The sequence below is a fragment of the Clostridium sp. Marseille-Q5894 genome, from assembly GCF_946902305.1.
Classification (GTDB): Bacteria; Bacillota_I; Bacilli_A; order Erysipelotrichales; family Coprobacillaceae; genus Thomasclavelia.
On sequence record NZ_CAMPPT010000003.1, the window covers coordinates 126,673 to 151,857 of the forward strand.

General features: G+C 29.4%; 16 protein-coding genes. 1 reads left to right on the forward strand and 15 read right to left on the reverse strand.

What is annotated here, in order from left to right:
• Positions 1-188: 188 nt before the first annotated feature.
• Together OC535_RS06280 and OC535_RS06285 are read right to left on the reverse strand one after the other, a co-directional pair.
• On the reverse strand, positions 189-4,967 hold the full coding sequence (locus tag OC535_RS06280; RefSeq protein ID WP_498823488.1) for a beta-N-acetylglucosaminidase domain-containing protein: 4,779 nt from the start codon (positions 4,965-4,967) through the stop codon (positions 189-191).
• Entirely contained in the window at positions 4,850-5,437 is a 588-nt protein-coding gene (locus tag OC535_RS06285; RefSeq protein WP_498823420.1) for a discoidin domain-containing protein, read from the reverse strand. Before OC535_RS06285 ends, OC535_RS06280 begins: the two co-directional genes overlap by 118 nt.
• Positions 5,438-6,413: 976 nt before the next feature.
• Between OC535_RS06285 and OC535_RS06290 the strand changes: the two genes are divergently transcribed.
• Positions 6,414-11,378, forward strand: coding sequence for a beta-N-acetylglucosaminidase domain-containing protein (locus OC535_RS06290; protein ID WP_498823421.1), 4,965 nt, complete (start codon positions 6,414-6,416; stop codon positions 11,376-11,378).
• Between the two features lie 795 nt (positions 11,379-12,173).
• Here the strand turns inward: OC535_RS06290 and OC535_RS06295 are convergent.
• The 13 genes from OC535_RS06295 to OC535_RS06355 form a co-directional block, all read right to left on the reverse strand.
• Positions 12,174-12,764: a thymidine kinase gene (locus tag OC535_RS06295; RefSeq protein WP_024721343.1), complete on the reverse strand. Its 591-nt coding sequence runs from the start codon at positions 12,762-12,764 to the stop codon at positions 12,174-12,176.
• Between the two features lie 13 nt (positions 12,765-12,777).
• Positions 12,778-14,148 carry a replicative DNA helicase gene (gene dnaB, locus OC535_RS06300; RefSeq protein ID WP_227053097.1) on the reverse strand — a complete coding sequence of 457 codons (1,371 nt, stop codon included), beginning with the start codon at positions 14,146-14,148 and terminating at the stop codon, positions 12,778-12,780.
• Between the two features lie 9 nt (positions 14,149-14,157).
• Positions 14,158-14,604 carry a 50S ribosomal protein L9 gene (gene rplI / locus OC535_RS06305; RefSeq protein ID WP_227053096.1) on the reverse strand — a complete coding sequence of 149 codons (447 nt, stop codon included), beginning with the start codon at positions 14,602-14,604 and terminating at the stop codon, positions 14,158-14,160.
• Entirely contained in the window at positions 14,604-16,565 is a 1,962-nt protein-coding gene (locus OC535_RS06310; protein ID WP_227053095.1) for a GGDEF domain-containing protein, read from the reverse strand. Before OC535_RS06310 ends, rplI begins: the two co-directional genes overlap by 1 nt.
• Positions 16,566-16,600: 35 nt before the next feature.
• Positions 16,601-17,173, reverse strand: coding sequence for a DUF2232 domain-containing protein (locus OC535_RS06315; RefSeq protein ID WP_227053094.1), 573 nt, complete (start codon positions 17,171-17,173; stop codon positions 16,601-16,603).
• A 630-nt stretch (positions 17,174-17,803) separates the two neighbouring features.
• A complete protein-coding gene (locus OC535_RS06320) occupies positions 17,804-18,445 on the reverse strand; it encodes a hypothetical protein (RefSeq protein WP_227053093.1) in 642 nt (213 codons plus the stop codon).
• Positions 18,446-18,716: 271 nt separating this feature from the next.
• Positions 18,717-19,211 (reverse strand): IS200/IS605 family transposase, encoded by a 495-nt coding sequence (gene tnpA, locus OC535_RS06325; RefSeq protein WP_498823422.1) that lies wholly within the window; start codon positions 19,209-19,211, stop codon positions 18,717-18,719.
• 357 nt (positions 19,212-19,568) lie between these two features.
• Entirely contained in the window at positions 19,569-21,125 is a 1,557-nt protein-coding gene (locus tag OC535_RS06330; RefSeq protein ID WP_024721346.1) for a putative ABC exporter domain-containing protein, read from the reverse strand.
• 1 nt (position 21,126) lies between these two features.
• Positions 21,127-21,819, reverse strand: a complete 693-nt coding sequence (locus OC535_RS06335; RefSeq protein ID WP_498823423.1) for an ABC transporter ATP-binding protein — start codon at positions 21,817-21,819, stop codon at positions 21,127-21,129.
• A gap of 79 nt (positions 21,820-21,898) precedes the next feature.
• Positions 21,899-22,813, reverse strand: a complete 915-nt coding sequence (locus OC535_RS06340; RefSeq protein ID WP_498823424.1) for a ParB/RepB/Spo0J family partition protein — start codon at positions 22,811-22,813, stop codon at positions 21,899-21,901.
• A complete protein-coding gene (locus OC535_RS06345) occupies positions 22,803-23,573 on the reverse strand; it encodes a ParA family protein (protein WP_024721348.1) in 771 nt (256 codons plus the stop codon). The genes OC535_RS06340 and OC535_RS06345 overlap by 11 nt, the downstream gene beginning before the upstream one ends.
• Positions 23,573-24,448, reverse strand: coding sequence for a phosphatidylserine decarboxylase (locus OC535_RS06350; protein ID WP_498823425.1), 876 nt, complete (start codon positions 24,446-24,448; stop codon positions 23,573-23,575). Before OC535_RS06350 ends, OC535_RS06345 begins: the two co-directional genes overlap by 1 nt.
• A complete protein-coding gene (locus tag OC535_RS06355) occupies positions 24,445-25,059 on the reverse strand; it encodes a CDP-alcohol phosphatidyltransferase family protein (protein ID WP_024721350.1) in 615 nt (204 codons plus the stop codon). The genes OC535_RS06350 and OC535_RS06355 overlap by 4 nt, the downstream gene beginning before the upstream one ends.
• Positions 25,060-25,185: the final 126 nt, after the last annotated feature.

Below are 25,185 nucleotides of genomic sequence, written 5' to 3' on the forward strand. Positions count from 1 at the left end.
AGTAGTAACCATAGATGTGGTTCTTACTCGATAATGGGTAATTAAAAAAGAAAAGATTTCAAAAAATGATCATATTTAATAATTATTTAAGAAATCTCTTTTTTAATGTTTACCCTAAAGTAAGAAAGAACCATAGATGTACAGTTACTACTTTGTCTCCAATCTGAAAAGATGAGATATTTCATCTTTTATTTATTTTTAAATATACCTGTTTTTTTATTAATATATATTACAATACTAGCTAATACTACTTCTACCATAGGTATAGTCATAGATACAATATCACCAGTTTTTACACTTGCTGTAGTATTATCCACTATTTCTCCAGAAACTGCTACTAGTCCAGCGATTGCTTTTGTTAAAACATCTTTAGCATTGTCCACCTCAGCTTGACTTGCTTCTGGATCATTGAATACTGCTTTGGCCTCATTCAATGTATCATTCATCACTTTCCATGATGCTGCTGTATAATTTGCTTCACTTAATCCATTAGCCTGATTGATTAAACTACTTAATAAGTCTTTATTTGGTTTTAGTCTTAAGTTTAAGAACGCTTTTACTAATTCACTATATACTTCATCTACGTCACCTTGCATTGCATTTTCATCTGCTAATACATCATTTGCTTTATCTAATGCTGGTAACATTGCATGCCATGATGTTTCAATATATTTGCTTTCATCTAAACTGTTGATTTGATCTACTTGTTTTTGTAATGCTGTTTTATCTCCTTTAAAGAATTCTAACATCTGCATTGCCTTTGCTAGTCGATCAAAGGCACTATCTACTTCACTTTGAGTGGCACTAGTTTTTGCATATATTTCTCTTGCATTTGTTAAAGCTTCATTGAATTCGGTTACTACTGCTGGTACGACATTTTCTAAGTCGGCTTTTTTAGCCATTTCAATGGCAATTTGTAAAGCTAATTTATCTGTTTCAATTGCTTTTTTAACTAACGCATCTTTGGCACTTATTAAAGCTGTTTTAGCATTATCTATTTGTTCTTGGGTTACATTTTCATTATCTAAAACAGCTTTAACATCAAAAATTGCCTCTTTAAATTTAATCCAGCTTTCTACTGTATAATCATCCTCTTGAAGTGCTATACATTCATCATATAATACTTGTAATTCGGTTTTATCAACAGTACGTTCTAGTAATCTTATTGCATCAGTTAATTGTTCATACGCTACATCAACCTGGCTTTGATTAACATCATAGCTTAAATTGACATTAATGGCATTGATTAAATTATCGTAAAAATAAGTTGCTATTGCTTCAGAAACATTATCTAAGGCTCCACTTTGTTCTAATAACTGAGCCTTTTCAATTAAGTCATTCAAAATAGTTTTTTGAACAATCTGCTGACCAGTAAAATAAGCTTCAAAAATCTCTGCACTATCCTGCCACGACATTTCAATCTCAATTACATTATAACCATTTAAATTTATTACATTGTATACTTCTTTATAGTCTCCTAAATCAATCCATTCTTCAATTAATTCAGTATCCTTTTTTTGAACTTTCGCTTTAATATTAACAATGGAATCACTATCCTTTAAAAAGATAAATTGTTCTGGATTTGGATGGTTAAAAGTTTTAAAATTAATCTTTCCAGCTTGGTTATTTACACTTGTAAAAATATCACCATCTGAAATATTATCTACATTACTAATATCTCCACCAACAAAGTTTACATTCTCATCTAATAAACGATTAACATATATTTCTTTAATTTGAATCCAATTTCCATTAGACATATAAAAACGTAAATATCTAGCTTGTTCACCATTAAACTGAATTTTTTGATATTCGGTTCCAACCTTATCAAAACTATAAATTGTTTTCCATTGCTCACCATCTAATGAAGCATCAACTCTTCCATATAATACATTATCACTAGAATATAATACTTCCATATCATTCAATGATGTAATACCCTGTAAATCTAAATCAATATATCTAGTTAATTCTGAATTACCATTATCACCACGTTTTAACCATAAAGTAGTGTTTTCATTACCATCAACTAAATTATTGGCACTACCACTCCATACGTCCCCACTATTAGTTGTAAGACTTGCTTTTAAAGCTAACCTTCCAGCTAAACGGATTTCAATATTACTAATTGTAAGAGAATGATCAGTATGATTAGAAATTTCTATATATTTAGCAGTTATATTCTTTAATTCATTAATTGGTTGTTCCTTCCAAATTAAACCATCATCTGATACTTTTACAGTTACCTCTGAATTATCCAAACTAATCATAGTTAAATTCTTTAATTGATCAAATGTTGCTCTGATATATTTTTGTGATTGTAAAACAATATTTGTATCACTATCGATTTTAATAATATTCTCATCTTTAATTACATTTAAATCTGATAGATAATTATCATTAGTACATAAAGTAACAACTTTATCTTGATTGATCAAGATTTCATTTAAAATAACATTAGAATTATTAGCCCCTGTTACACTATCTTCATGTTCAGCTATAGCACGATAACGAAGATAACGAGCTGTTATGTCTGTTTCAGCTTCTACTGTAGCTGAATTAAAATCATTTATTTTAATCCAATTTTGATTATCCAATGAATATTCTAGCGTACCTTCCTTATAATAAGCAGGTTTGTTGTCTTTTTTTTCTTGCATAATAATCTTGATTTTTGAAATATTCATTTCTTTGCCTAGATTTACACCAAAATAATCTCCATTAATATATTGTCCTATTTCAACGCTTGTATTTATTTGACCATCAAATGCTTTTGAATAATCTTTTTTTGCAGTACCAAAGCCTTTCATAGTAGAAGGAATATTTAATTTTGTATATAAATCTTCTTCCATTTCGGTTAATAAATCTTCAACAAACGGATAAAGAACTTTTTGCGCCGCCTTTTTACCACCATGACCTTGATTTGATTTATCCAATTTCACCTTTCCGGTTGTTACAATATCCATTGCCGCTTTAATTGAATCGCTATTATTTTGATCAACCTGGTCATATGTTGTTAAAGAATCAACAACATAAATTCCAGCATCAGCAATATCATAAACAACATCCATCCATTGATTTATTTCACTACTAATATTATTAGTGCCTTTATAGGCTTTCAATGTTGTAATAGCATCCTTGAGTTCCTTGAAATGATCTTTTACTACTTCAACCTCTTTGCCATAATCTTCACCTTTAGCATATTTTTCCCTTAAAGCATTTAAATCTTCCTGCATATAAACTGATTCATCGGTTTGAGCGAATGACATCGGCGCAGCTGCACAGTTCTGCGCAAAAATTTCAAAAGCCTTAGATGCATCTTCATCATCTGTAATAATATGTTTTAAAGCACTTTTCCAACTGTCATTACTATTATAAGCATTACTGTTCCAAGTATAATCGGCCACACTATATAAACTAACTTTACTTGCTTGAGCCTGATTCATTGGATTTGATGTTAGTCCACTCATATTTTCAAGATTATTTTCTAATCCTTCAGATGGGCCTAGATGCATTAAATGAGATCTTCCCAAATCATTAACTGGCCAATTCCACCAAATATATACTGGTCTTTGAATCAGATTAGTTATCCAATCGATTGAAGCTTGCGTAATTTCCGAAACAACATGATCTCCTGTCCACATAACTTGAATTCGTTTATCAAAATTACTAATATTGCGAAGGTAACTCTCACTTGCCCCATCTTTTCGATAATACTGTGGGCAGAAAATAAGTGGTTTACAATCACCTTTTTTATCAACATATTCGGTTTGAATTTTATTCATATATTCAACCAGGCGTGTATTATTAGTTGAAGAATCATCAAAAAATATTGCAAATTGACGAACACCAATATCATATAACTGATCAAATTTGATTTCTAAAGATGCAATATCAGCATCAGATAAATCTGTATGTCCCCCAACGTGAGCAGCCCAAACAAATTCAACACCCGATTTCTTTCCAGCATCAACTAATTCTTTTAATTCAGCTAATTTATTATCTGGATATAAATCTCGCCACTGTCCATAATGGTATGAATCATTCTTAGGACCATATATATAAGTATTCATCTTATAACGTCCCCCAAATTCAATTAAACTCATTCTATTTTCATGAGACCAAGCCCCATAAAAACCTTCAATGAAACCGCGATATTCAACATCTGGAGCATCTTCAATTGTTAAATCTTGAACTACTCCTTCACCTTGTTCAATTAAACTTTCTAGTGTATAAGAACCATACTTAACTCCAGCATCATCATTACCAAGAATTGCAATCGTATTCTTTTCTTCATCAACATTTAAAACATAACCTTCATCTTTATCAGTAGAAATTTCAGTATTATATTCAATGCCATAATAGTATTCATCAACAATCCCGTAATCATCCTTGATCCCAACTAAAATATTTGTCTTATTTTCATCAATATTATTACCTAAAACATACTTGATTTCTAATTTATTCAAAACATCAGTATAATTATCTTTTGTAATCTCACTTACAGTATCTTCAAAAATAAGATTAACTTCCTGACTTATTTCCAATTCCCCTTCATCATACATGATATTTTGAGGAGTTGGATAAAGTTCATACTCTTTTCCAATCTTACTAACAACTATAATATCAAAAGTTTTTTCTTTAGTAACATCAAACCGAGTAACTATAGCTGTTAATTTAACTTTTTGTTCATTTTCTGTTCTAATAATTTTAGCTTTACCATTTTCATCAATTGTAACTGCTTTATTATCAGATTTCCAGTTAATCGTAACACCATATTCAGTATCTAAAACTGGTAAATTAAAATCTTTGTTAACCCTTTCTTTAACTGTTAATTTGTTTAAATATTCATTTACATATGCTTCATCAGACCATTCTGATCCATAAACTTCAAATTCATAAAGTGAATATCCTGTATTATTATCATTATTTTTTCTCTTCTTCTTTGTATCCCTTGCATTCTGACATATCGAGCTGTAAATGCTTCACTTAATTCAATCACGTTTACAGCTGTTTTATCAGGAAACAGAGCCTCTTCGTCAAGATAAAAACCGTTATCAATAACTTCACCCACATCCTGCCAATCATTTAAATCATTAGATACCTGCATTTTAAATTTGTTTGGACGTGATTCCCAACTCAATACAAACTTATTTACTTCTTTTGCTGTCCCTAAATCAACATAAATCCAAGATCCATCAATATTAGATGCATCTTTCCCCGCTAATGTCGCCCAACGATTGCTACTTACATTGACAATTCCATCAAACGCTTCACTTTCTGGGGTTCCAGAATCCTGAATGCTTGAAGCAACACCATTTTTATTTAACGCTAAATTAGTACTAGCATCACCAATTTGTGAATCAATCGCTAATACATTAACTGACGCAAATGTATTCAAAGTGATTGCTAAACATAAAAAAATCTTTGATAATTTCATCCGTTTTCCCTCCAATTTTACTTGGTAGTGTCAAAAATCAATATAAATGACACAAACCCACTACCTTTCATTTGTTAATAAGTAGTAAAAATGATTACTAATTATATTTCTTCTGCTCTAAAATATAATATTAATTCTTAAATTAAAAATAATTGAAAATAAATTATCCCTTTACCATTTATCCAAAATCAAAAAAGATTTTAGTTATTATCTGCTTGAAATTCTCTTCTGTTATTCTAGTTTTATACTTCTTTCTTCTTAATTACTAAATATCCAAATATTATAAATACAGCTAGACAACTAAACTTATAGTATCATCAATATTTATACTTGTTATCATATTACTAAAATTTTCAAACACTTCATTTACATCTAAATCAATTAAATTTTCTATAGCTACTAATTCTGCAATAGGTAGTAATGTTTTTAAATATCGCATAAATTAAATAGTAAAATATCTCTTAATTAAAAAATATATTACTATAAAATAACATTTATCCATTATTCAAAGATAGTTTAAAAGTGAGAAACCCTTTTATAGCAAAGGTCTTCTCACTTTTTCCTTTAACTATCAATAGATTTACATTTTTTTTGACTATTTAAAAAAAAGCAGATTTGTTAAAATCTTCTCATAAAATACATTTATTTAATTTGGAATGTTACTTTAAATAGGCATGACCATAGGATAAATACGGTTAGGAGGTGTATTTATAAAGCGGAAATAAGACAAAAATTAAATTATAGATATTTATTAATGAGAAAATATTAATAAATAGTAAAGGATAAACCTCTTTATGATAATTTTTAAAAGATAACGAAAGTTAAAATAAAGAGGTTTTCTTTTAAAAAATTTTGGGAAATAAAGAAGTTAATAAAAAGTTATTTTGATAATCATGAGATTATGGAGATTAAAGGAATGGAATAATTAATTGAGGAAAATGGAACTATTATAGCTTATTGAAGAGGAGAAAGGGAAATGAAAAAAATTAAACAAACATTAAAGTTTTTTTTAATAACGGCTATTATTTTGACAGCTGTGTTGTCAAATGGCTTGTATGTTAAAGCAACAGGGAATCGAGTAAATTTTGCATTAAATAAACCAGTTGTAGGAAGTTATCAAGATAGCCCAAGTCATTCTCCTAATAATGTCGTTGATGGGGATTTATCAACATGTTGGGGGACTGATCCGTATGGTACAAATCAATGGGTATGCGTTGATTTGGAAAAAAATTATGTTTATGATGAATTTTATATTGCAAGTGAAAATAGTGAGGCTCAGAAAATCAGGCAATTTAAAATTGAGGGGTCTAATGATAATAATGTATTTGAATTGATTTACCAATCTGATGATAATCAATCTGGATATGGTTTAGAACAAACAATTAAATTAAATGAAGCGGTAGATTATCGGTATGTTAAAATCACAGTTGAAAAGTTAATTAGTGGTGCTTATCCAAGTGTATCATTAAGAGAATTTGGAATTATTGGTACTGAGGAAGAAAGGATAAGTGACGTTAAAACTGCTCTATCAAAATTGAGTATTCCTCATAATATATATCGTAATTTTAAAATCTCATTGTATGATGAAGAACTAGGAGTAGATTTTTCTTGGAAGAGTGAAAATGATGCAGTCGTTATTAAAGATGATACTGTAGTGATCAATAGTGATTCAAATGAGAAAAAAGGAACTTTAATCGTAGAAGCTAGTAAGGATGGATATAGTCAAAACGAAAGTTATGCATTTGAAGTTAAATCATTACAAAGTGGCGATTATAGTATTTATCCCCTAGTACAGCAAATGAATTATGGGAACGATGTTTTAAAAATAAATGATAAAATAAATGTTGTAATGTATCCTGGAATGGATGAAAGTATTTCTAATTATTTAATTAATTTATTTAAAGAATATCAAATCGAAGTTATTTTTAGCGATGAAAAAAGTGACGACGCATTAAATATTTATTTAGGTATAAAAGATCAAGGTGATTTAGCAGACCAATATTTAGCAGGAAAAGTTGATGATAGTTCAATTGCAGGAACTGCTGATGGATATGTTTTAAAAGTATGTGCTCAAGATAATATTGTTGCCATTGTTGGAAACGACGTTTCTGGAACATTTGATGGTGTTTTTACATTAAAACAAATGCTAGCTTCATCAAATGAAAGTTTAAAAGATGTAACTATTATTGATTCACCAGATACAAAGTTTAGAGGGATCGTAGAAGGTTTTTATGGCCAATATACACATAAAGAAAGATTAGACTTATTAGCTTTTATGGGTCCTCTTAAAATGAATACATATGTATATGGAGCAAAATCGGATGCATATCATCGTAATAAGTGGCGTGATTTATATCCAGAAAATAATATTAATGAAATTAAGGAATTAGTAACTAAAGGTAAAGAGAATAATGTAGAATTAGTTTGGACAGCTCATGTTGGTGGAAATATTGATATGGGCTCTCAAAGTGACTTTGATGCATTAATAAATAAGTTTGATCAGTTGTATAATATAGGAGTAAGACAATTTGGTATTTTTTATGATGATGCTTACACTGATAGTACATATTTAGTTGAATTTGTAAATAAAGTGAATCGTGAATATATTCACAAACGTACGGGAGTTAAAGATTTAATTATTTGTCCAGAACAGTATTGTAAAACAAGAGTAAGTGGTAATTATTTAGATTTACTTGCTCAATTTGATCAAGATGTTCAAATTATGTGGACTGGAGATAGTGTTATTTCAGAAGTAAATCCTTCTATGATGGAATATATCGAATCAAAAATAAATCGACCAGCCTACATCTGGTGGAATTATCCAGTGAATGATTTAGGCATGGGTAGTCAATTATTAGTCGGACAAACAGTTGGATTAAGTAATGAAATGGGTAAAATGAATGGATTGGTTTCTAATCCAATGTTACAAGCTCAGGCTTCTAAATTCTCATTATTTAGTATTGCGGATTATGGTTGGAATATTGCTGATTTTGATAAAGAGGAAAGTTGGAATAAAGCTGTTGAATATATTATTCCTGAAAAAGAATATGCAGAGGCATTTAAATTGTTTGCTGCTAATAATAATCAATCAGTTGCAGAGTTACAGGATATAGCAGTTGAATCAGAATATTTAATTGAATCACTTAATGTTTTTAGAGAAAAATATTATTCTGGTGAAAATATTGAAACAGAAGTAAATAATTTAATTGAAGAATTTAATAAAATTGAAGAAGCATGTTTATTATTGAATGAATATAAGGGAAATCCAGAATTAGTTAGTCAAATTAATCCATGGGTAAATAATTTGTTAAAAGTTGTAGAAGCAGGACAATTGACTTTAAATAATATACTTTATTTAAGTACTCATGATATTAATGAAGCAGTTACAATTGCAAATGTACACCAAAACTTTTTGGAATGCCAAGATAAACTTGGAAATATTGGGGGACAATGGTCTGGAAGAAGAGTATTGTTACCATTTATTTATGAAATGCAGGATGTTTTAGAAAATACTATCAATAATCAAATGAATGAACATATAGTATTGAGAACAGTTACCAATTATCGAAATGGTAACTTTGTAATGATGGATTTGGATAAAATGATTGATGGAGATATAAATTCATATGTTACATTTGATCAAAAAGAAGTTGCTGGAAAATGGTTTGGTGTAGATTTAGGAGCAACGATCAAAGTTAATAAATTAGAAATTTTGATTGGTAAAGATGCACGAGATCAAGATGTAGCAAGTGATTATAAGATTCAAATTTCTAATAATGGTATCCAATGGACTGATATTGATACTACTAATAATAATAACAAAATACTGAATAGTAATAACTTTTCAGCAAGATTTATACGTTATTATGTTGAAAAAGGATGTAATAAAAATGTAAAAGTGCGTGAATTTAGAGTTGATCCAATAGATAAAGTTATATTTACTAATAGTGACAAATATCAAAAAATCGATGTCATAGAGGAAAAAAGTATTGTGGAGATTGGTCACATTGATAATTTTATGTTGGCTAATGGAGAATATATAGGAATTCAATTTGAAAGAGCACAAGAATTTACAGATTTAGTAGCAAATGCTGAATTAAATGATTTAAAATTAGAGTATTCGATCAATAAACATGACTGGTTACCATTTGAAGGTGAAAAGTTTGTGGCTAAATATATTCGTTTAATAAACAAAACTGGTGAAAATTTCAATGGAGATTTTGAATATTTAAAAACAGTTGGATCCGAAATAGTAACTATTGAAGATCAAATTGAAGTTACAAAAAGTGATGATTTAGTCATTTGGTCAGGATCACCAAATGATCTAATTGATGATAATCGCGATACACTAATTTGGACACGTGATCAAAAAGTCGGGCAAAATTATGTGTTAGATTTAAAGAAAGAATATCCAATAAAAGATATTAATGTTGTTATGGTATCCGGTGACGTTATGAAAGAAGGAGTTGTAGAAATTTCATCTAACGGAATTGATTGGAAAGAAATAGGAATAATTGGCGAAAAAACAGAAAATCTAATTGTTTTAGAAAATGAAACAGCACGCTATATTAAAGTTACAGTTACTAAAGACTCAAGTACTTGGTTAAAAATTAATGAAATTGAAATTAATCAATTAAATAGTGATACACAAATTCCAATATTAGATAATAAACAGGCAGAAACAGCTATTGATAAGAATTTAACTACTAAATTCAGTGGCTCTAATAGCGCAGGAAAACTAGAGTATAATAATGTTAATACACTAAATGCAACAACATTAAATATTTTGAAAGATAACAAATCAAAAATTAAAGTTGAAGGTTTATTTAATGGCGTGTGGGAAGAGTTGTTCCAAGGTAGTGATGCTTATATGAGTATTGATTTTGCTACAATGGGTAGTGCTGAAAGATTTAAAATTAGTTGGGAAGATGGAAGTAATCCGTTATTCTATGAAATAGCAACGTCTGTTAAAGAAGTTTCTTTAAATAAAGATATTTTAATAGCTTTGATCAATGAAGCAAAAAAACTTCAAGAAAGTGATTATGTAACTGATAGTTGGAAGGTATTATCATTAGCATTACAAGAAGCAATTGAAATTTTAGAAAACGCTTCAAATCAGGAAACAATTGATTTAGCTGTTATAGAACTTCAAGAAGCGATTGATAATCTAGTATTAATAAATATTGAAGAAGTAGATAAACAAGCATTACAAATTGCTATTGATATGGCAGAAGTTGCTGATTTAGAAAATGTCGTACCAGCTGTAGTAACTGAATTCAATAAAGCATTAGAAAATGCTAAAGCAGTATACAGTAATGAAAAAGCTACTCAGGAAGAAGTAAATAACGCCTTTGATCGACTAGCAAATGTAATGCAGATGTTAGAATTCTTTAAAGGCGATAAAACAGCATTACAAAAACAAGTAGATCAAATCAACGGTTTAGATGAAAGCAAATATATTGAATCATCATGGCATGCAATGTTACCAGCATTAGATATAGCAAATGATGTATTGGTTGATGTTAATGCAATGCAAGATGAAGTTGATGAAGTATATAGTGAATTAGTAAAAGCGTTCTTAAACTTAAGACTAAAACCAAATAAAGACTTATTAAGCAGTTTAATCAATCAAGCTAATGGATTAAGTGAAGCAAATTATACAGCAGCATCATGGAAAGTGATGAATGATACATTGAATGAGGCCAAAGCAGTATTCAATGATCCAGAAGCAAGTCAAACAGAGGTGGACAATGCCAAAGATGCTCTAACAAAAGCAATGGCGGGATTAGTAGCTAATTCAGATATAACTCCTATAAATCTAGGAGATACAACAGCAAGTGTAAAAACAGGAGATGATGTATCACTAGGAATGTTAATGAATATAGCTGGATTAAGTGTATTAGGTTTAATCTATAGTAAAAAGAAAAGAGAAAATATTTAATAAACAATGATGAAAAGGGCTGTAACGGAAATAAGTAATTTTTAGATTTATTATTTAGAAGCGTTATAGCTTCTTTTTCTGTTTTATAGATGAATTTTTGATAAATCATTTTATATTAATTAGTTTTCGAGGTATTATTGCATAAAAAATCTTTTTAGACACAATGAGGTTATCTGACTAAAATCTTTTATAGGGGAAAACTTTGTTTCTTTGATCAATGAATAGTAAACATCGACTCCTTCCCTACAGAAATATCTGTTTAAACTTTTAATCAGATTTATGAATTTTTAAATGTCCTAATATAGTATTTTTGAGATAATTTCTTCCATTATTTTATTGATTTCGATAAAAATATCATCAATTGTCATAGTCAAATTATCTTTAATAAATATTTCAAAGGGCATAAAAGATAGTATTATTTAAAGCGATTGTCAAATCTATATAATTCTTCATATTCTCTTATGAAAACATTTTCCTAAAATGATATATTCATCCATCATACTCGTATATATTTCAGTTAAAAAAATCAAGATATTTTGTAAGATTGATTCTTTCTACAATACTCTTGTTCTTGAAATGTTATTCATAGGTATATGTCATAAGAAACTGAAAAATCTAATGGTAATTTAATTATAATTTGTTAATTATACAAAAAATGTACGATTATCTCGTACATTTTTGCGTTTTGATCTGTTTTAATCCTTATAGGTAGTTACAATCACTTTTTAATAAAATATTCATTTTTTCATATTTTATCAATTTAAATGTTTAAAAATAATAACCATAAACATCGCATTAAAATTTATTTGGTTTATCAAAAACTTCGTGACAATGTCTACATCTTGGCTCATAATGCTCAACTGCACCTACTAGTACAATCGAATCATTGAAAGATGCTGGTTTTCCATTAACCAATCGTTGGGTTCTGGTTGCAGGAGCACCACACTTAGTACACACAGCTGTTAACTTAGTAACAAACTCAGCTCTTGTAAGTAATTGTGGCATCACTCCGAAAGGTTCTCCTCTAAAATCTTTATCCAATCCCGCAACAATGACTCTTATCCCTTTATCTGCAAGATATTCACAAATATCCACAATATCAGCATCAAAAAACTGAACTTCATCAATAACAACAACTTGTGTGTCTGCTTTTATCTCTTTTAATATTTCCGCAGCTTTGTTAATTACTAAACATGGTACTTTAATTCCTGAATGAGACACAATTTCTATAGCTGAATAACGATCATCTATCCGAGGTTTAAAAACAATAATCTTCATTTTAGCATAACTTAATACATTTATTCTACGAATCAACTCTTCTGTTTTACCTGCAAACATACAACCACAAATTACTTCTAGCCAGCCTTCACGATATTGATGATACATCTAAGCCCTCCTTCTAGCTTCTAAGATCACGAACACCCTCACTAGTGCCATCTGGTCCTACTTGGGCTAAATCCGAAAAACGGCTATAGTTTTTTTCAAACGCTAAATTGACTTCTCCTGTAGCCCCATTTCGATGTTTTGCAATGATTATTTCTGTCAATCCATTATCTTCACCTTCACTAGGATCTTTATAATAATCTTCACGATAAATAAACGAAACTATATCAGCATCTTGTTCGATTGCTCCTGATTCTCTTAAATCTGACATCATCGGACGCTTATTAGGACGTTGTTCCACTGAACGTGATAATTGTGAAAGCGAAATAATCGGAACTTCTAATTCTCTTGCCAACGCTTTTAACGTTCTAGAAATTTCAGAAACTTCCTGTTGTCTACTTTCACGATTTTTTGAAGATGAAGTAATTAATTGTAAATAATCGATTACGATCATTTTTAAACCATGCTCCGTTTTTAATTTTCGACTTTTTGCAACAATATCATTGATTTTAATTCCTGGACTATCATCAATATATAAATTACATTTAGAAACACGTTCTGCAGCAGCATAATATTTATTAGCATTAGTTTTTAAAATTTCTCCGGTACGCATTGAAGAACCTTCGATACTTCCCATAGAGCAAATAATACGCTGAACTAATTGTTCAGCTGGCATTTCTAATGAGAAAATAGCAACTGGTTCATCGGCTTTATATGCGGCGTTATGAGCAATATTCAAAGCAAAAGCTGTTTTTCCCATCGCTGGACGTGCTGCCAAAATAATTAAATCACCTTTTTGAAAACCTGAAGTAATTCTATCAAGATCACGAAATCCTGATCTAACACCAGAAATATTTCCATCGATCTTTTGCAATAAATTTAAGCGATCTGTGACACTTTTGATAACACTACGAATTTCTCTAAATTCACCAGCGCTACGATCTTGAGTAACTTGTAAAATCGTTTTCTCTGTTTCGTCAATAAAAACATCTATGTTCTCTACATCATCATAAGCACTTTCAGCAATCTTAGTAGTTTCTTTAATGATTCGTCTAAGTATTGCTTTGTTATGCAATATTTTTAAATAGTAATCACTATGAGCTACAGTAGGAACAGATTCGCTTAAACGAAATAAATAGTCTACACCACCGACTTTATCTAATTGATTATGATCCATAAGATAAGATGTTACGGTAGTAACATCTACTGGTGTATTATCATCATTAATAGCAGCCATTGCTTTAAAAATAGTTTGATGATTATTATCATAAAAATCATCTTCATTAGTCTTATTTAAAATGTCAATGCATTTATCCTTCGATATTAACATCGCCCCAAGCAATGATCTTTCTGCTTCAATATCATGAGGATACTCTCGATTTGCCATACTATTCTCCTACTGTTCTTTTAGATGAACATTTATTGTTGCAATTATTCCCTTATATAACTCAACTTTCAACTTCGTATATCCTAGTGCTCCAATTGGATGAGCATCAACAAACTTTCTTTTATCAATTTTAATATCATATTTATCTCTTAGCTGTTCTACTATTTGTTTAGTTGAAACACTTCCAAATGTTTTTCCATCTTTACCTGATTTCAAAGTAAATTCAAGAGTCACTGACTCTATTTGTTTTGCTAGTTCTCTAGCCTTTGCTTGATTTTCTAAATCTAGTTGATGAGCTACTTCTTTTTCATGTTCAACAATTTTACGGCTTGTATTAGTTTCTAAAACAGCTAATTTATTTTTAATTAAAAAATTTTGTCCATAGCCATCTGCAACCTTAACTACATCTCCTTTTTTTCCTAATTTCTTTACATCTTGTAATAAAATAACTTTCATTATTCACTCTTCCTTTCATCTAAATATGTATTTATCGCTTCTTCTAATAAATTTATCGCTCTTGTAACTTCTTCTGTTCTTAATTGACAGGCAGCCATCGAAAAATGCCCGCCACCACCAAGTTTTTCCATAATTAACTGAACATTTATATCTCTTGTACTACGCGCACTGATCGAAACTTCCTCCTTACCAGTTTTTCCAACTATAAAGACTGCCTTTACGCCGCTAATTCCTAACAGTTCATTACCCGCTTTAGCTAATAAAGTTCTGCTATAGATTTTATCAGACCTGCCAAAAGCAATCAAGATATCATTTCCATAGCGATATGCAGTTTGCGTAATTGATAATTTCGTTAAAGTTGTATCATAATCATCCTCTAAATACTTATATGCTTCACTAACATTTGCCTGCAGTTCTTTTAATTTTGCTGCAGCTTGAAAAGTTCTTGTTCCGACTCTTGTTCTAAAATAATTTGTATCAATTAACATTCCAGTATACATAATTGTTGCTTCTCGTTCAGTTACACTGATTTTTTCTTTTTGATATTCAAATAATTCAACAATCAGCTCAACTGTTGACGAAGCAGCAGGTTCTAGATATGTCAGTAATGGTAATTCAATAAATTCTTCACCCCGACGATGATGATCGATAACTACTTTATTTTTTACTAAATCTAAAATATTATAATCGATCGCTAAAGATGGCTTATGATTATCTACGATCACTAATAGAGTATTAGCCTGACACAACTCTTGAGCTCTTAGTGGTGATACGAATACTCCGCGATATCTTTCATCATCTCTAAGACTTGTTGCAATTACTTTAGTTTTTTCTTCTAAAGAATCATAATTAATAATGATCGATACTTTCTTTTCATAAGCCTTACACATCGCATACATTGCAATAGAAGCACCGAAAGAATCAAAGTCCGATTGCTTATGCCCCATGATAAGTACATTGTCTGACTGTTTTATTATTGTTGATAATGTTTGGGCAATAACCCGGGCTCTAATCATACTAGATTTTTCATAACTTTCACTATTACCACCAAAATAACGAATTGGTTCATCGTTAGATTTCACGGTAACCTGATCGCCACCTCGAGAATAGGCCAATGATAAGGCTGAAAAAGCTAATTCATCTAATTCACACAAAATGTTGCTGCCACGTCCTATTCCAATCGATAATGTCATTACTTGGCCTAACTGTTCTGCCTGTTCCTTAAAATAATCTAATAGCTTAAATTTATCTTCTACCTGCTTTCGATAAGTACGTTCATTAAAGACGGCTATATATCCATCGCTTTTATATCTTTTTAAAACTACACCATTTTCTTTAGCCCAATCAATAATTATTTGTCTTGTTGTCGATTGAATCGAAGCTGCTGTCTGTTCATCTGCCTGTTCAATCGATTCATCATAATTATCAATGGTGATATAGGCCACACAAATTTGTTGATCTTCAAATTCTTTTGAAATTCCAACATAATCACTGACATCTTTAAGATAAAGGATTCTATTTTCTTTACTATTATATACTTCATACTTTCGCGAATTAATATCAATAATTTTTATATCATCATCTTCAAATAACGATGCTAATAACGGTTGCCACTCTAATAACTTTTTACCTACGATATTTATTTTCATTTCTGTAAATAGATCACTTATCCATGAAATATTTCTATTTTCGTCATATTTAATTAATCCAATTCCTCCAAAAATAAACGCATTTTTAGCCTCATCATTCAAAATCTCACTAACACTTAAATTATTTTCTGTAACCAAACTAGTTGCATAAAAAAGTAATCCAAAAATAATAATGTTTTTAACAAAAATATATATCGCCAACACTAAAGATGTTCTACTTGAAAAAAAGATATAACCTAACATTCCAATAACCAATTCAATCAGCAATAAGATCATAATTCCATTTCTAAGTCGTGCCATCTTTACCGTCATTTTCCTCACCATCCTGTCAACAATTTTATTATACCTTAATTCAATTTTCTTTTCATTAACTTACTTATTAATATATCTGAATACACTCTAATAACATATGACTCACAAACAAACATAAATAGCCATAATAAAACAAATGTAATTTTTGGCGTAAAGATATTTTTTAAATATGGAATCATTCCAATAATATCACTATATATCTCTAAACCTTCTTGATAAACATTGATTCCTAAAAGACCTCCCAATAAAAAGAAAATCAAGAAATTTTTAACTGCTGAAATAATCATTAACCCATATTTAGAAAAACGCTTCGTTTTTTTACTTTTTAAACTATAACCATAAAATACTCCCATGCTTAATGTAGCAGTTGCATAAAATGCAAAAAACATTTCACCAACTAAAAATAATACTACAAAAGTTACAGCTAAAACACTTGATCCAGCTTTATAACCATATAAATAAGTGTAGTAAGTTAATCCCAAAACCATTATATAAGCAAAAATTATATCAAAAAAACTACCAGTATAGATATTAATAATTCCTAATACGCCAAATAACGATGCTAACATTGCTCCTTGAGCCATTATTCTAACTTTACTTCCACTCATAATTACCTCCATTATATCAAAACACTTTTGCTAATCATCTAAGACATATTTGTGCGTTAATTTATCAAATAATAACATATTAATGACTTATATTCAATTATCATGTTTTCAACAAATTTAAACACTATATATTTTTACTTTCATTTTACAAAAGGACTTTTTAACCTATTTAGGACTTTTATGATATTGTATAATATTAATAATTTGGTCTATAATTAGTAATAGGCGCAACTAAACCTCTCCCAGTTGCGCCCTTTTTTATTATATTAATATCAATTATTTGTTATTAATATAATAAAATTTATATAAATCTTTATCATATAATTAATATTTGATATTCAAATTTTATATGTATTCATCACATCTTATAGGAATTTAATAAGGTCCTATAAAATCATTGAAAATTGAAAATTTTTGCAAACTCCTTCCAAGTATCTCTTTATACTATTTTATCTTTGCACCAAAAGACTATAAGGATAAAAATAATAAATCCAAACATATCAATAATGATTAAAGCAACTAAAACTATGAATAAGAGTACATCTTCATGTTTCTTTTTCTGTATTTTTTCGTTGATAGTTGCCTTAGAACAACCCATGTTTTGAATAATTTGTTAATTACCTTTTTTACTTATTCATCATAGTATCCATTTTGTTGGCTAACTTGATGTATTGTATCAGCAAAAATAGATCTCGATTTTTTATTTTTATCGGTATTGAAATTTTTCTTTTTTATATATGTATTTCTAACTTCAGGCCATAAAGAATTTTTCTTACAAAATTTTATTTTTTCTTGAAGATGATAAAATCCGTCGGGCTGTTCCTCCCAAGTGTATGTTTTTGATTTTTTATTAAATCTAATATATTGCTGCTGACAAACACCATAATTATTTACTATTGCAAAATCGCAACTGTATAGTATTCGGGAATTGTGTTTATCTTTTACTTTTATAGTAAATACCCGTGTACTATCTTCACAAAAATCATAATGATATTTCTTTGCAAATTTATCGAATGCTTTCATAAGTATATGTTTAATTTTTTCTGCACTATATTCTTCATCATTGTCATTTACCATAATGTTTACGTCAAAATCAAATCCGATATTACTTTGCACATCGTAAGTTACCATATTTCTTTCTACGCTACCAACAAATTTATATTGGAATGTGAATTTACCTCGAATTTCTTTCTGCACCAAACCAATCAATTCGATAAGTTGTCTTTTTTTGGGGGCAATTTTATTTTTAGAAACATATTCAAAATGATACATTTTTTCTCCTCCTTTCTCTCCATTTACCCATTTAACATTTATATTAAATCATCATATTATATATATCTACATCATTAAAATCAAGAGTTTTTTCAAAATTTTAAATTACACCTTTCAAATAAAAACCACGCCTAAAAGACGTGGTTTTCTCTGAGGCTATAAGCCTATGTTGCTTGCTCGCGTCTCAAGGCGCTGCTTTCTCTTCGTTCAAGCTATCGCTTTTGACTCTCGCCATCCCTCAAAGGGATTTATTTCCTCCTTTCTCCTTTTGTTATCTTCTTCTCTCTTTTTTCTTTTCTTTCTTCATTTCTTTATCTTCAAATGGATTTTGATATTCTTTTACACTCAATTTATCCATTGCTATATCATGTCCCTCTTGTTCCCTTATATATTTTGCGACTGTTTGATCATTTAGTCCTACTGTACTCACATAATATCCTTCTGACCAAAAATGTCTATTTCCATATTTATATTTCAAATTTGCATGTCGATCAAATATCATTAATGCTGACTTACCTTTCAAATACCCCATAAATGATGATACACTTAACTTTGGTGGTATCATTACCAACATGTGTACATGATCTGACATCAAATGCCCCTCTATAATTTCCACCCCTTTATATTGACATAATCTTATTATTATTTCTCTTATATCATTTCTAAGTTGATTATATATCACTTTTCGTCTATACTTTGATGTGAAGACGATGTGATATTTACACATCCACTTCGTATGTGCCAATGAATTTGTTTTTTGTGCCATACTTAATCACCTTTCCTTTCTTATAATGACAGCTTGAACAACTCCATTATATCGGAAAGGTGATATCTTTGTATAACTTCTTTATTGCTCCACCCGCATAGCAGGTGGTTTTTTATTTCGCATACTTCGTATGCTCAACTGACTTAAGTCTATATGTTCAAATTTTCAATTTGAACAGGTAAAATAAAAAATATGACTATCGAAGCACAAAATGCAAACTTCGATAGTCATCAAACCAACTTTGTGTAAAAGTAAAACTTCATACTTATAGAAACAGAATTTTTATTTTTATCAAATTCAATCTATAAACGCAAAAAGGATATAATATTAGTCAATTATACTTTACCATGACGTTTACTACTCACTTTTTAATTCTCGTCCATTCATCATATTACGACATCCATATAAAATTAAAAAACTAACAGCAAAATTCATTATTAAACTCACATAACTTCCCCATATTATGGCTCTACTTCCAACAATAAGATAAATTACAACAATGATAATGGCACTAGGAATAGATCCTATTAACATTATTATCATTCTCATAAAATTTTCAAACATTGCTGAAGAACGACTCTTAAGAATTCTAAGTGATAAAACATTACCACTAATAAAAATACTTGTATATCCTAAAACATATAATAAGTAAGTAAAAATCATTACTAAATTAATTTGATAATATAATCCCATTAAAATAAAGGCAATTGCTGTTACAATAAATATTTTAATAAATGTAGGCACGATTACAGCTATTAATTTATTAAATGGTTTATCGGGAATTAAATATATTTGATAATTCTTCAATTCATTTGTCAAAGCAGAATTTTGCAATGATGAAAAAACCCATATAACCATCATATAAACAAACATCCCAAAACCAATGTCAGCAACGATCGTTACCACAATATAAATACCAATTGAAATTAAATCATTGATGCCAATAAAATTATTTGTCTTTTTCATCAATAATATGTTTTTAGACATGACTGCATAAGCGCCTTGTTTAAAATTTCCAGAAACACTCTTTTTAATTTTTATATTTCTAAGAGCATCTTGATTACCAGCCTTTACTTTTTTCATTCTTCTTGATAAATCCAAAGCATCTTGTAAAGCTTGTTCATAAAAGTTTCCTTTATAATTAATAAAAAGCGCATATACTAGAATTATTGCCCCTAATAAACAGCCAAATCCCAATAATACCAACTGATAATTTTGTTCTACATATGCCACCAATACTAATTTCATCCAGCCAAAAACCGGTACAATATAAAATAAATCAGCTTTTATAAAATCTATAAACAATGTCTTATAATTACCTGTTTGGATATATATAACTATAATAATCAATGCAACAAAAGCTATGATTATAGCAGGTATGAGCTTTGAATAAATACGATATTTTTCATCACCAATCGATAAAACATAAAGATAATCTGTTAATAACAAAAAGAAAAATACTACTAATGTTGATACTAAATAAGCAAGAAAAATAAATGTAAAAGTATAACCACTTCCTACACTAAAAAAAGCAAAAATAACTAACCCTATCAGGCTCAGCAATGCTGATTGAACGGTCGTTTGAAATGTTAAATAACTCATGATTTGTCTTTTAGTAAATGGGCCTGTAAATAAATAAAAAGCATCTTCACCATAAAATAAAGCTTTTTTAGACTGCATCAAAGTTGAAAAGAGCAGTAAAGCTAGAAAACCAATTAAAATTAAAATACTTATATGAAAATCATTTTTATTTGTTGAAATCATTTGCGTATTATCGATATTAAAAAGACTAATAATTATCACTCCATAAAATATAATCATGATAATTACAAAAACACCACTAAGTTTATGTTTAAATAAGTTTCTAATCGTTCCTTTTAATTTCAATAACCATAATTTAAATAATATCCCCATTTTATTTACCATCCGTTAATTCAAAAAAGTATTCTTTTAATGTTTCTTTTTCTAGCTCATCTTTTAAAACATGTTTAATAATTTTTCCTTTATTCATAATATATGCCTCATCATAAATGTCATCTACAATATCAATAATATGGGTACTTATTAAAATTGCACAACCTTCTTTTTTTAGTTGTTTAAAAATATTCAGCACATCTTCAATACTTCCAGGATCTAATCCAACCATTGGTTCATCTACTAACAATGCTTTAGGCTGTATTAATAAGGCTAATAACATGCTAAGTTTTTGGGTCATTCCTTTTGATAGTTCTTTAGCAATACTTTTTCTTTTTTCTATAATTTTAAATAATTCAAGATATTTTTGAGCAATTTCTTGATAATTTTTAATTCGATAGGCATTACCAATAAAATCAATATGCTCATCGACCGTTAATAAATCATATAAAATTGGCGTTTCTGGTACATAACCAAAGCACTTTTTAGCTTCAATCGTATCGTTTTCATACCCGCATATTTTTATTTTACCTTCAAAATTCAATAAATTAGCAATACTTTTGATCGTTGTTGATTTACCCGCACCATTTGGTCCTAATAGGACTGTTATTTTCCCTGGTTTGACTTCAAAATTAAGATTATCTACAGCTTTGAAACCATCATACTGTTTCGTTAGATTTATAACTTCAATCATAAAATACCTCCTTTTATAATAATATTAATATATATTATTTATATTTGGCAAACATAATAATAAAAAGTTAGATAATCATCTAACTTTCCTCTATAACTCCCATTAATTCCAAAATTCGATTCAGATCCTTAGTATCTGTATACTTAATTACCACCGATTTATCATCAACTTTGATTTTTGTCCTAAATTTCTTTCGTAACAACCCTTCAACATAAGTATATTCTTTAGGTTTCTCTACTTTAGGACGATCTTTGCGACTATTTCCCAGTTCAATTCCTTTAACGATATTTTCGATATCGCGAACTGATAGCCCTTCATCAATACACCTTTTAGCTAAACTCTCAGCTTTTTCTTTAGGTAAAGTTATTAAAGCTCGAGCATGCCCCATTGTCAATTTACCTTCTAAGACATAGTTTTGAATCATTTCCGGCAATTGCAATAATCTTAAAGTATTTGCAATGTAACTTCTTGATTTACCAATTCGTTTCGCTAACTGATCTTGCGTAAGTTCTAATTTTTCCATCATTGCTTGATAAGCATTTGCTTCTTCAATTGAATTCAAATTTTCTCTTTGAATATTTTCCAGTAAAGCTATTTCCATCATTTGATCATCGCTAAATTCAACGATTATCGCTGGTACTTCTGTCAATCCAGCAATTTTCGCTGCTCGACATCTTCTCTCTCCCGCAACAATTTCATATCCTTGGATCGATGGTTTTAAAATAACTGGCTGAAAGATTCCATGTTCCTTAATAGAAACTGCTAATTCCTGTAATTTTTCTTCGTCAAATAATCGTCGTGGCTGATAAGGATTAGGACGAATTTCATCTAATGCAACTTTTACTTGTTTTGATTCAGGCGTATTTTTTTCTATATCATCAATTAAAGTTGATATATCTCCGCCAAAAATAGCGTCTAAACCTTTTCCTAGTTTTTTATTTTTTACTGTCCCACTTTTTTTTACGGTCGTTTTTTTAGTTGTATTACTTGGCATTACGTTTACACACTTCCTTTGCAAAATCTCGGTATGCTCTAGCACCTTCGGAATTATTATCGTAATCAAAAATTGCTAATCCTTCTGATGGCGCTTCTGATAATTTAACATTTCTAGGAATTGCTGTTTTATAGACCTTCTCTTTGAAATATTTACGAACTTCCTGAGATACCTCAACTCCTAAATTAGTTCTTTGATCCAGCATCGTTAATAAAACACCTTCAATCGTTAGTTTCGGATTAAACACACTTTGCGTTAACAGTACCGTATTTAATAACTGTGTCAATCCCTCAAGGGCATAATATTCACACTGGACTGGTATTAAAACAGAATCACATGCCGTAAGGGCATTTGTATTTAATAACCCTAGTGCCGGAGGACAATCTATAATAATATAATTATAATTCTTTTTAACAGCATCTAAAGCTTTTTTTAATCGTTGTTCTCGACCACGTTTAACGTTTGCTAATTCTAAATCAGCTCCAGCTAGATCAATGCTGCCAGGTGCCACATCAAGTTTAGCAATATATGAAGGTATGATCACATCTTTCATATCACATTCTTCAACTATAATATTATAAGTAGATAGTTCAATATTATCACGATCAATTCCAATTCCCTGAGTAGCATTAGCTTGGGGATCCATATCAACTAGAAGTACCCGATTTTTAGCATTTGCTAATGCTGCTGCTAAATTAATACTGGTTGTCGTTTTCCCAACGCCACCTTTTTGATTTGTAATCGCAATTATTTTCGTCATTATTTAACCTCCTTTAAGTACTTCCTGCCAATAGTCTCACCTAGTTTAACTACCGTTTCCTTATTCTTATTTGTATTTTCTATAATATCGTTATCAATGACTACCTGATTTTCTTTTAATAAAATAATTACTGTAGAACCGCCAAATTCAAAATATCCTTTTTCTTCACCTTTAAGACAATATTTTTTATTATGATTAACAATTTTGCCAACCATCATTGCTCCAACTTCCATTTGAATCATCATTCCAAAATTTTTTGAATCAATAATAGTGTAATTTCGACTATTTTGTTTATAAATTGGATAATAATCATTAGCTATCGGATTAACTGTGTGAAATATTCCTGGGATATATTTACTTTTTATAATTTTCCCATCATCAATAAAACTATAACGATGATAATCATCTACTGTTAATCTAAAAATCATGCAATAACCATTTAAATATTCATTAGCCAATTTTTCATCATCCAATAGATCTGCTAATGAATAAACAGTATCTTTGATCGTAAAATGACTATCTAAACCAATTTTATAGCAAGTCAATATAGAATCCGCAGGACTGATCAAAACATTATCATCTACTAAAAAAGGTCTTTTTCCATCAATAATTTTACGTGTAAAAAAGTCATTATAACTAGTATATTCTCTTTGTTCATACTGACTCATATCAATTTCATTAGCTTTGATAAATCCTTCGATTCTAGATTTTGATAAACTAGAATTCATGTACCAGCCGCCAATATTACTTACAAATCTACAAACAAGGACTTTTAAAACACATCTCCCTAAAAATGTGCCATATAATTTTTTTAATAAATTATTTTGATTCTCCCCTTTAGTTATAACATTTCCTAAACGATCAACGACTATCATTTCATCACCACAATCTGAATTAATTCCACAATAACAAGGATCCCTAATGCCACTAATCCTTTTGATTGAACCTTAGGAACCTTAAAATTTACAATAAATAAAATTCCTGTGATCAACATTAATGCCCCATATATATATGATAATTCAAAAACCACATAACGTAAAGCATATGCCATTGGCAAAATAAATGAAGACGTTGTCACTGGTAAACCTTGATAATATTTTCTCTTTTCGTTAGTTTCCTTTTGTCTTGTTTCTTCTTGAACATTAAAATAAGCTAATCTTATTACTGCAGCTAAAACATAAAATATTTCAATTGCCAGCCATCCCATCGAACTTAAGCCAACATTATAACCTAAAATAGATGGAAATACACCAAAAGCAACTAAATCACATAATGAATCAATCTGAATTCCAAAACGTTTTTCTTCATCAGTACGATTTTTCTTACTACGTGCTACCATTCCATCAAAAGTATCACAGATACCACACATGATCAAACAAATAAAAGCCCACTGGTACATACCATTAAATGATAGATGAATTCCAGCCATTGCAAATACCAATGATAAATATGTAAGAATAACCGTATAACTATAATAACCGATCATTTTTCTACTCCCTAATAATTTTTTCAACAAAAACAGTATAGCACATATTTAACTAATAAGGTACATTAATCTAAATTTTGTAACTCAAATAATGTTTTAAACAGCCTCAATATTATTTAAAAACTA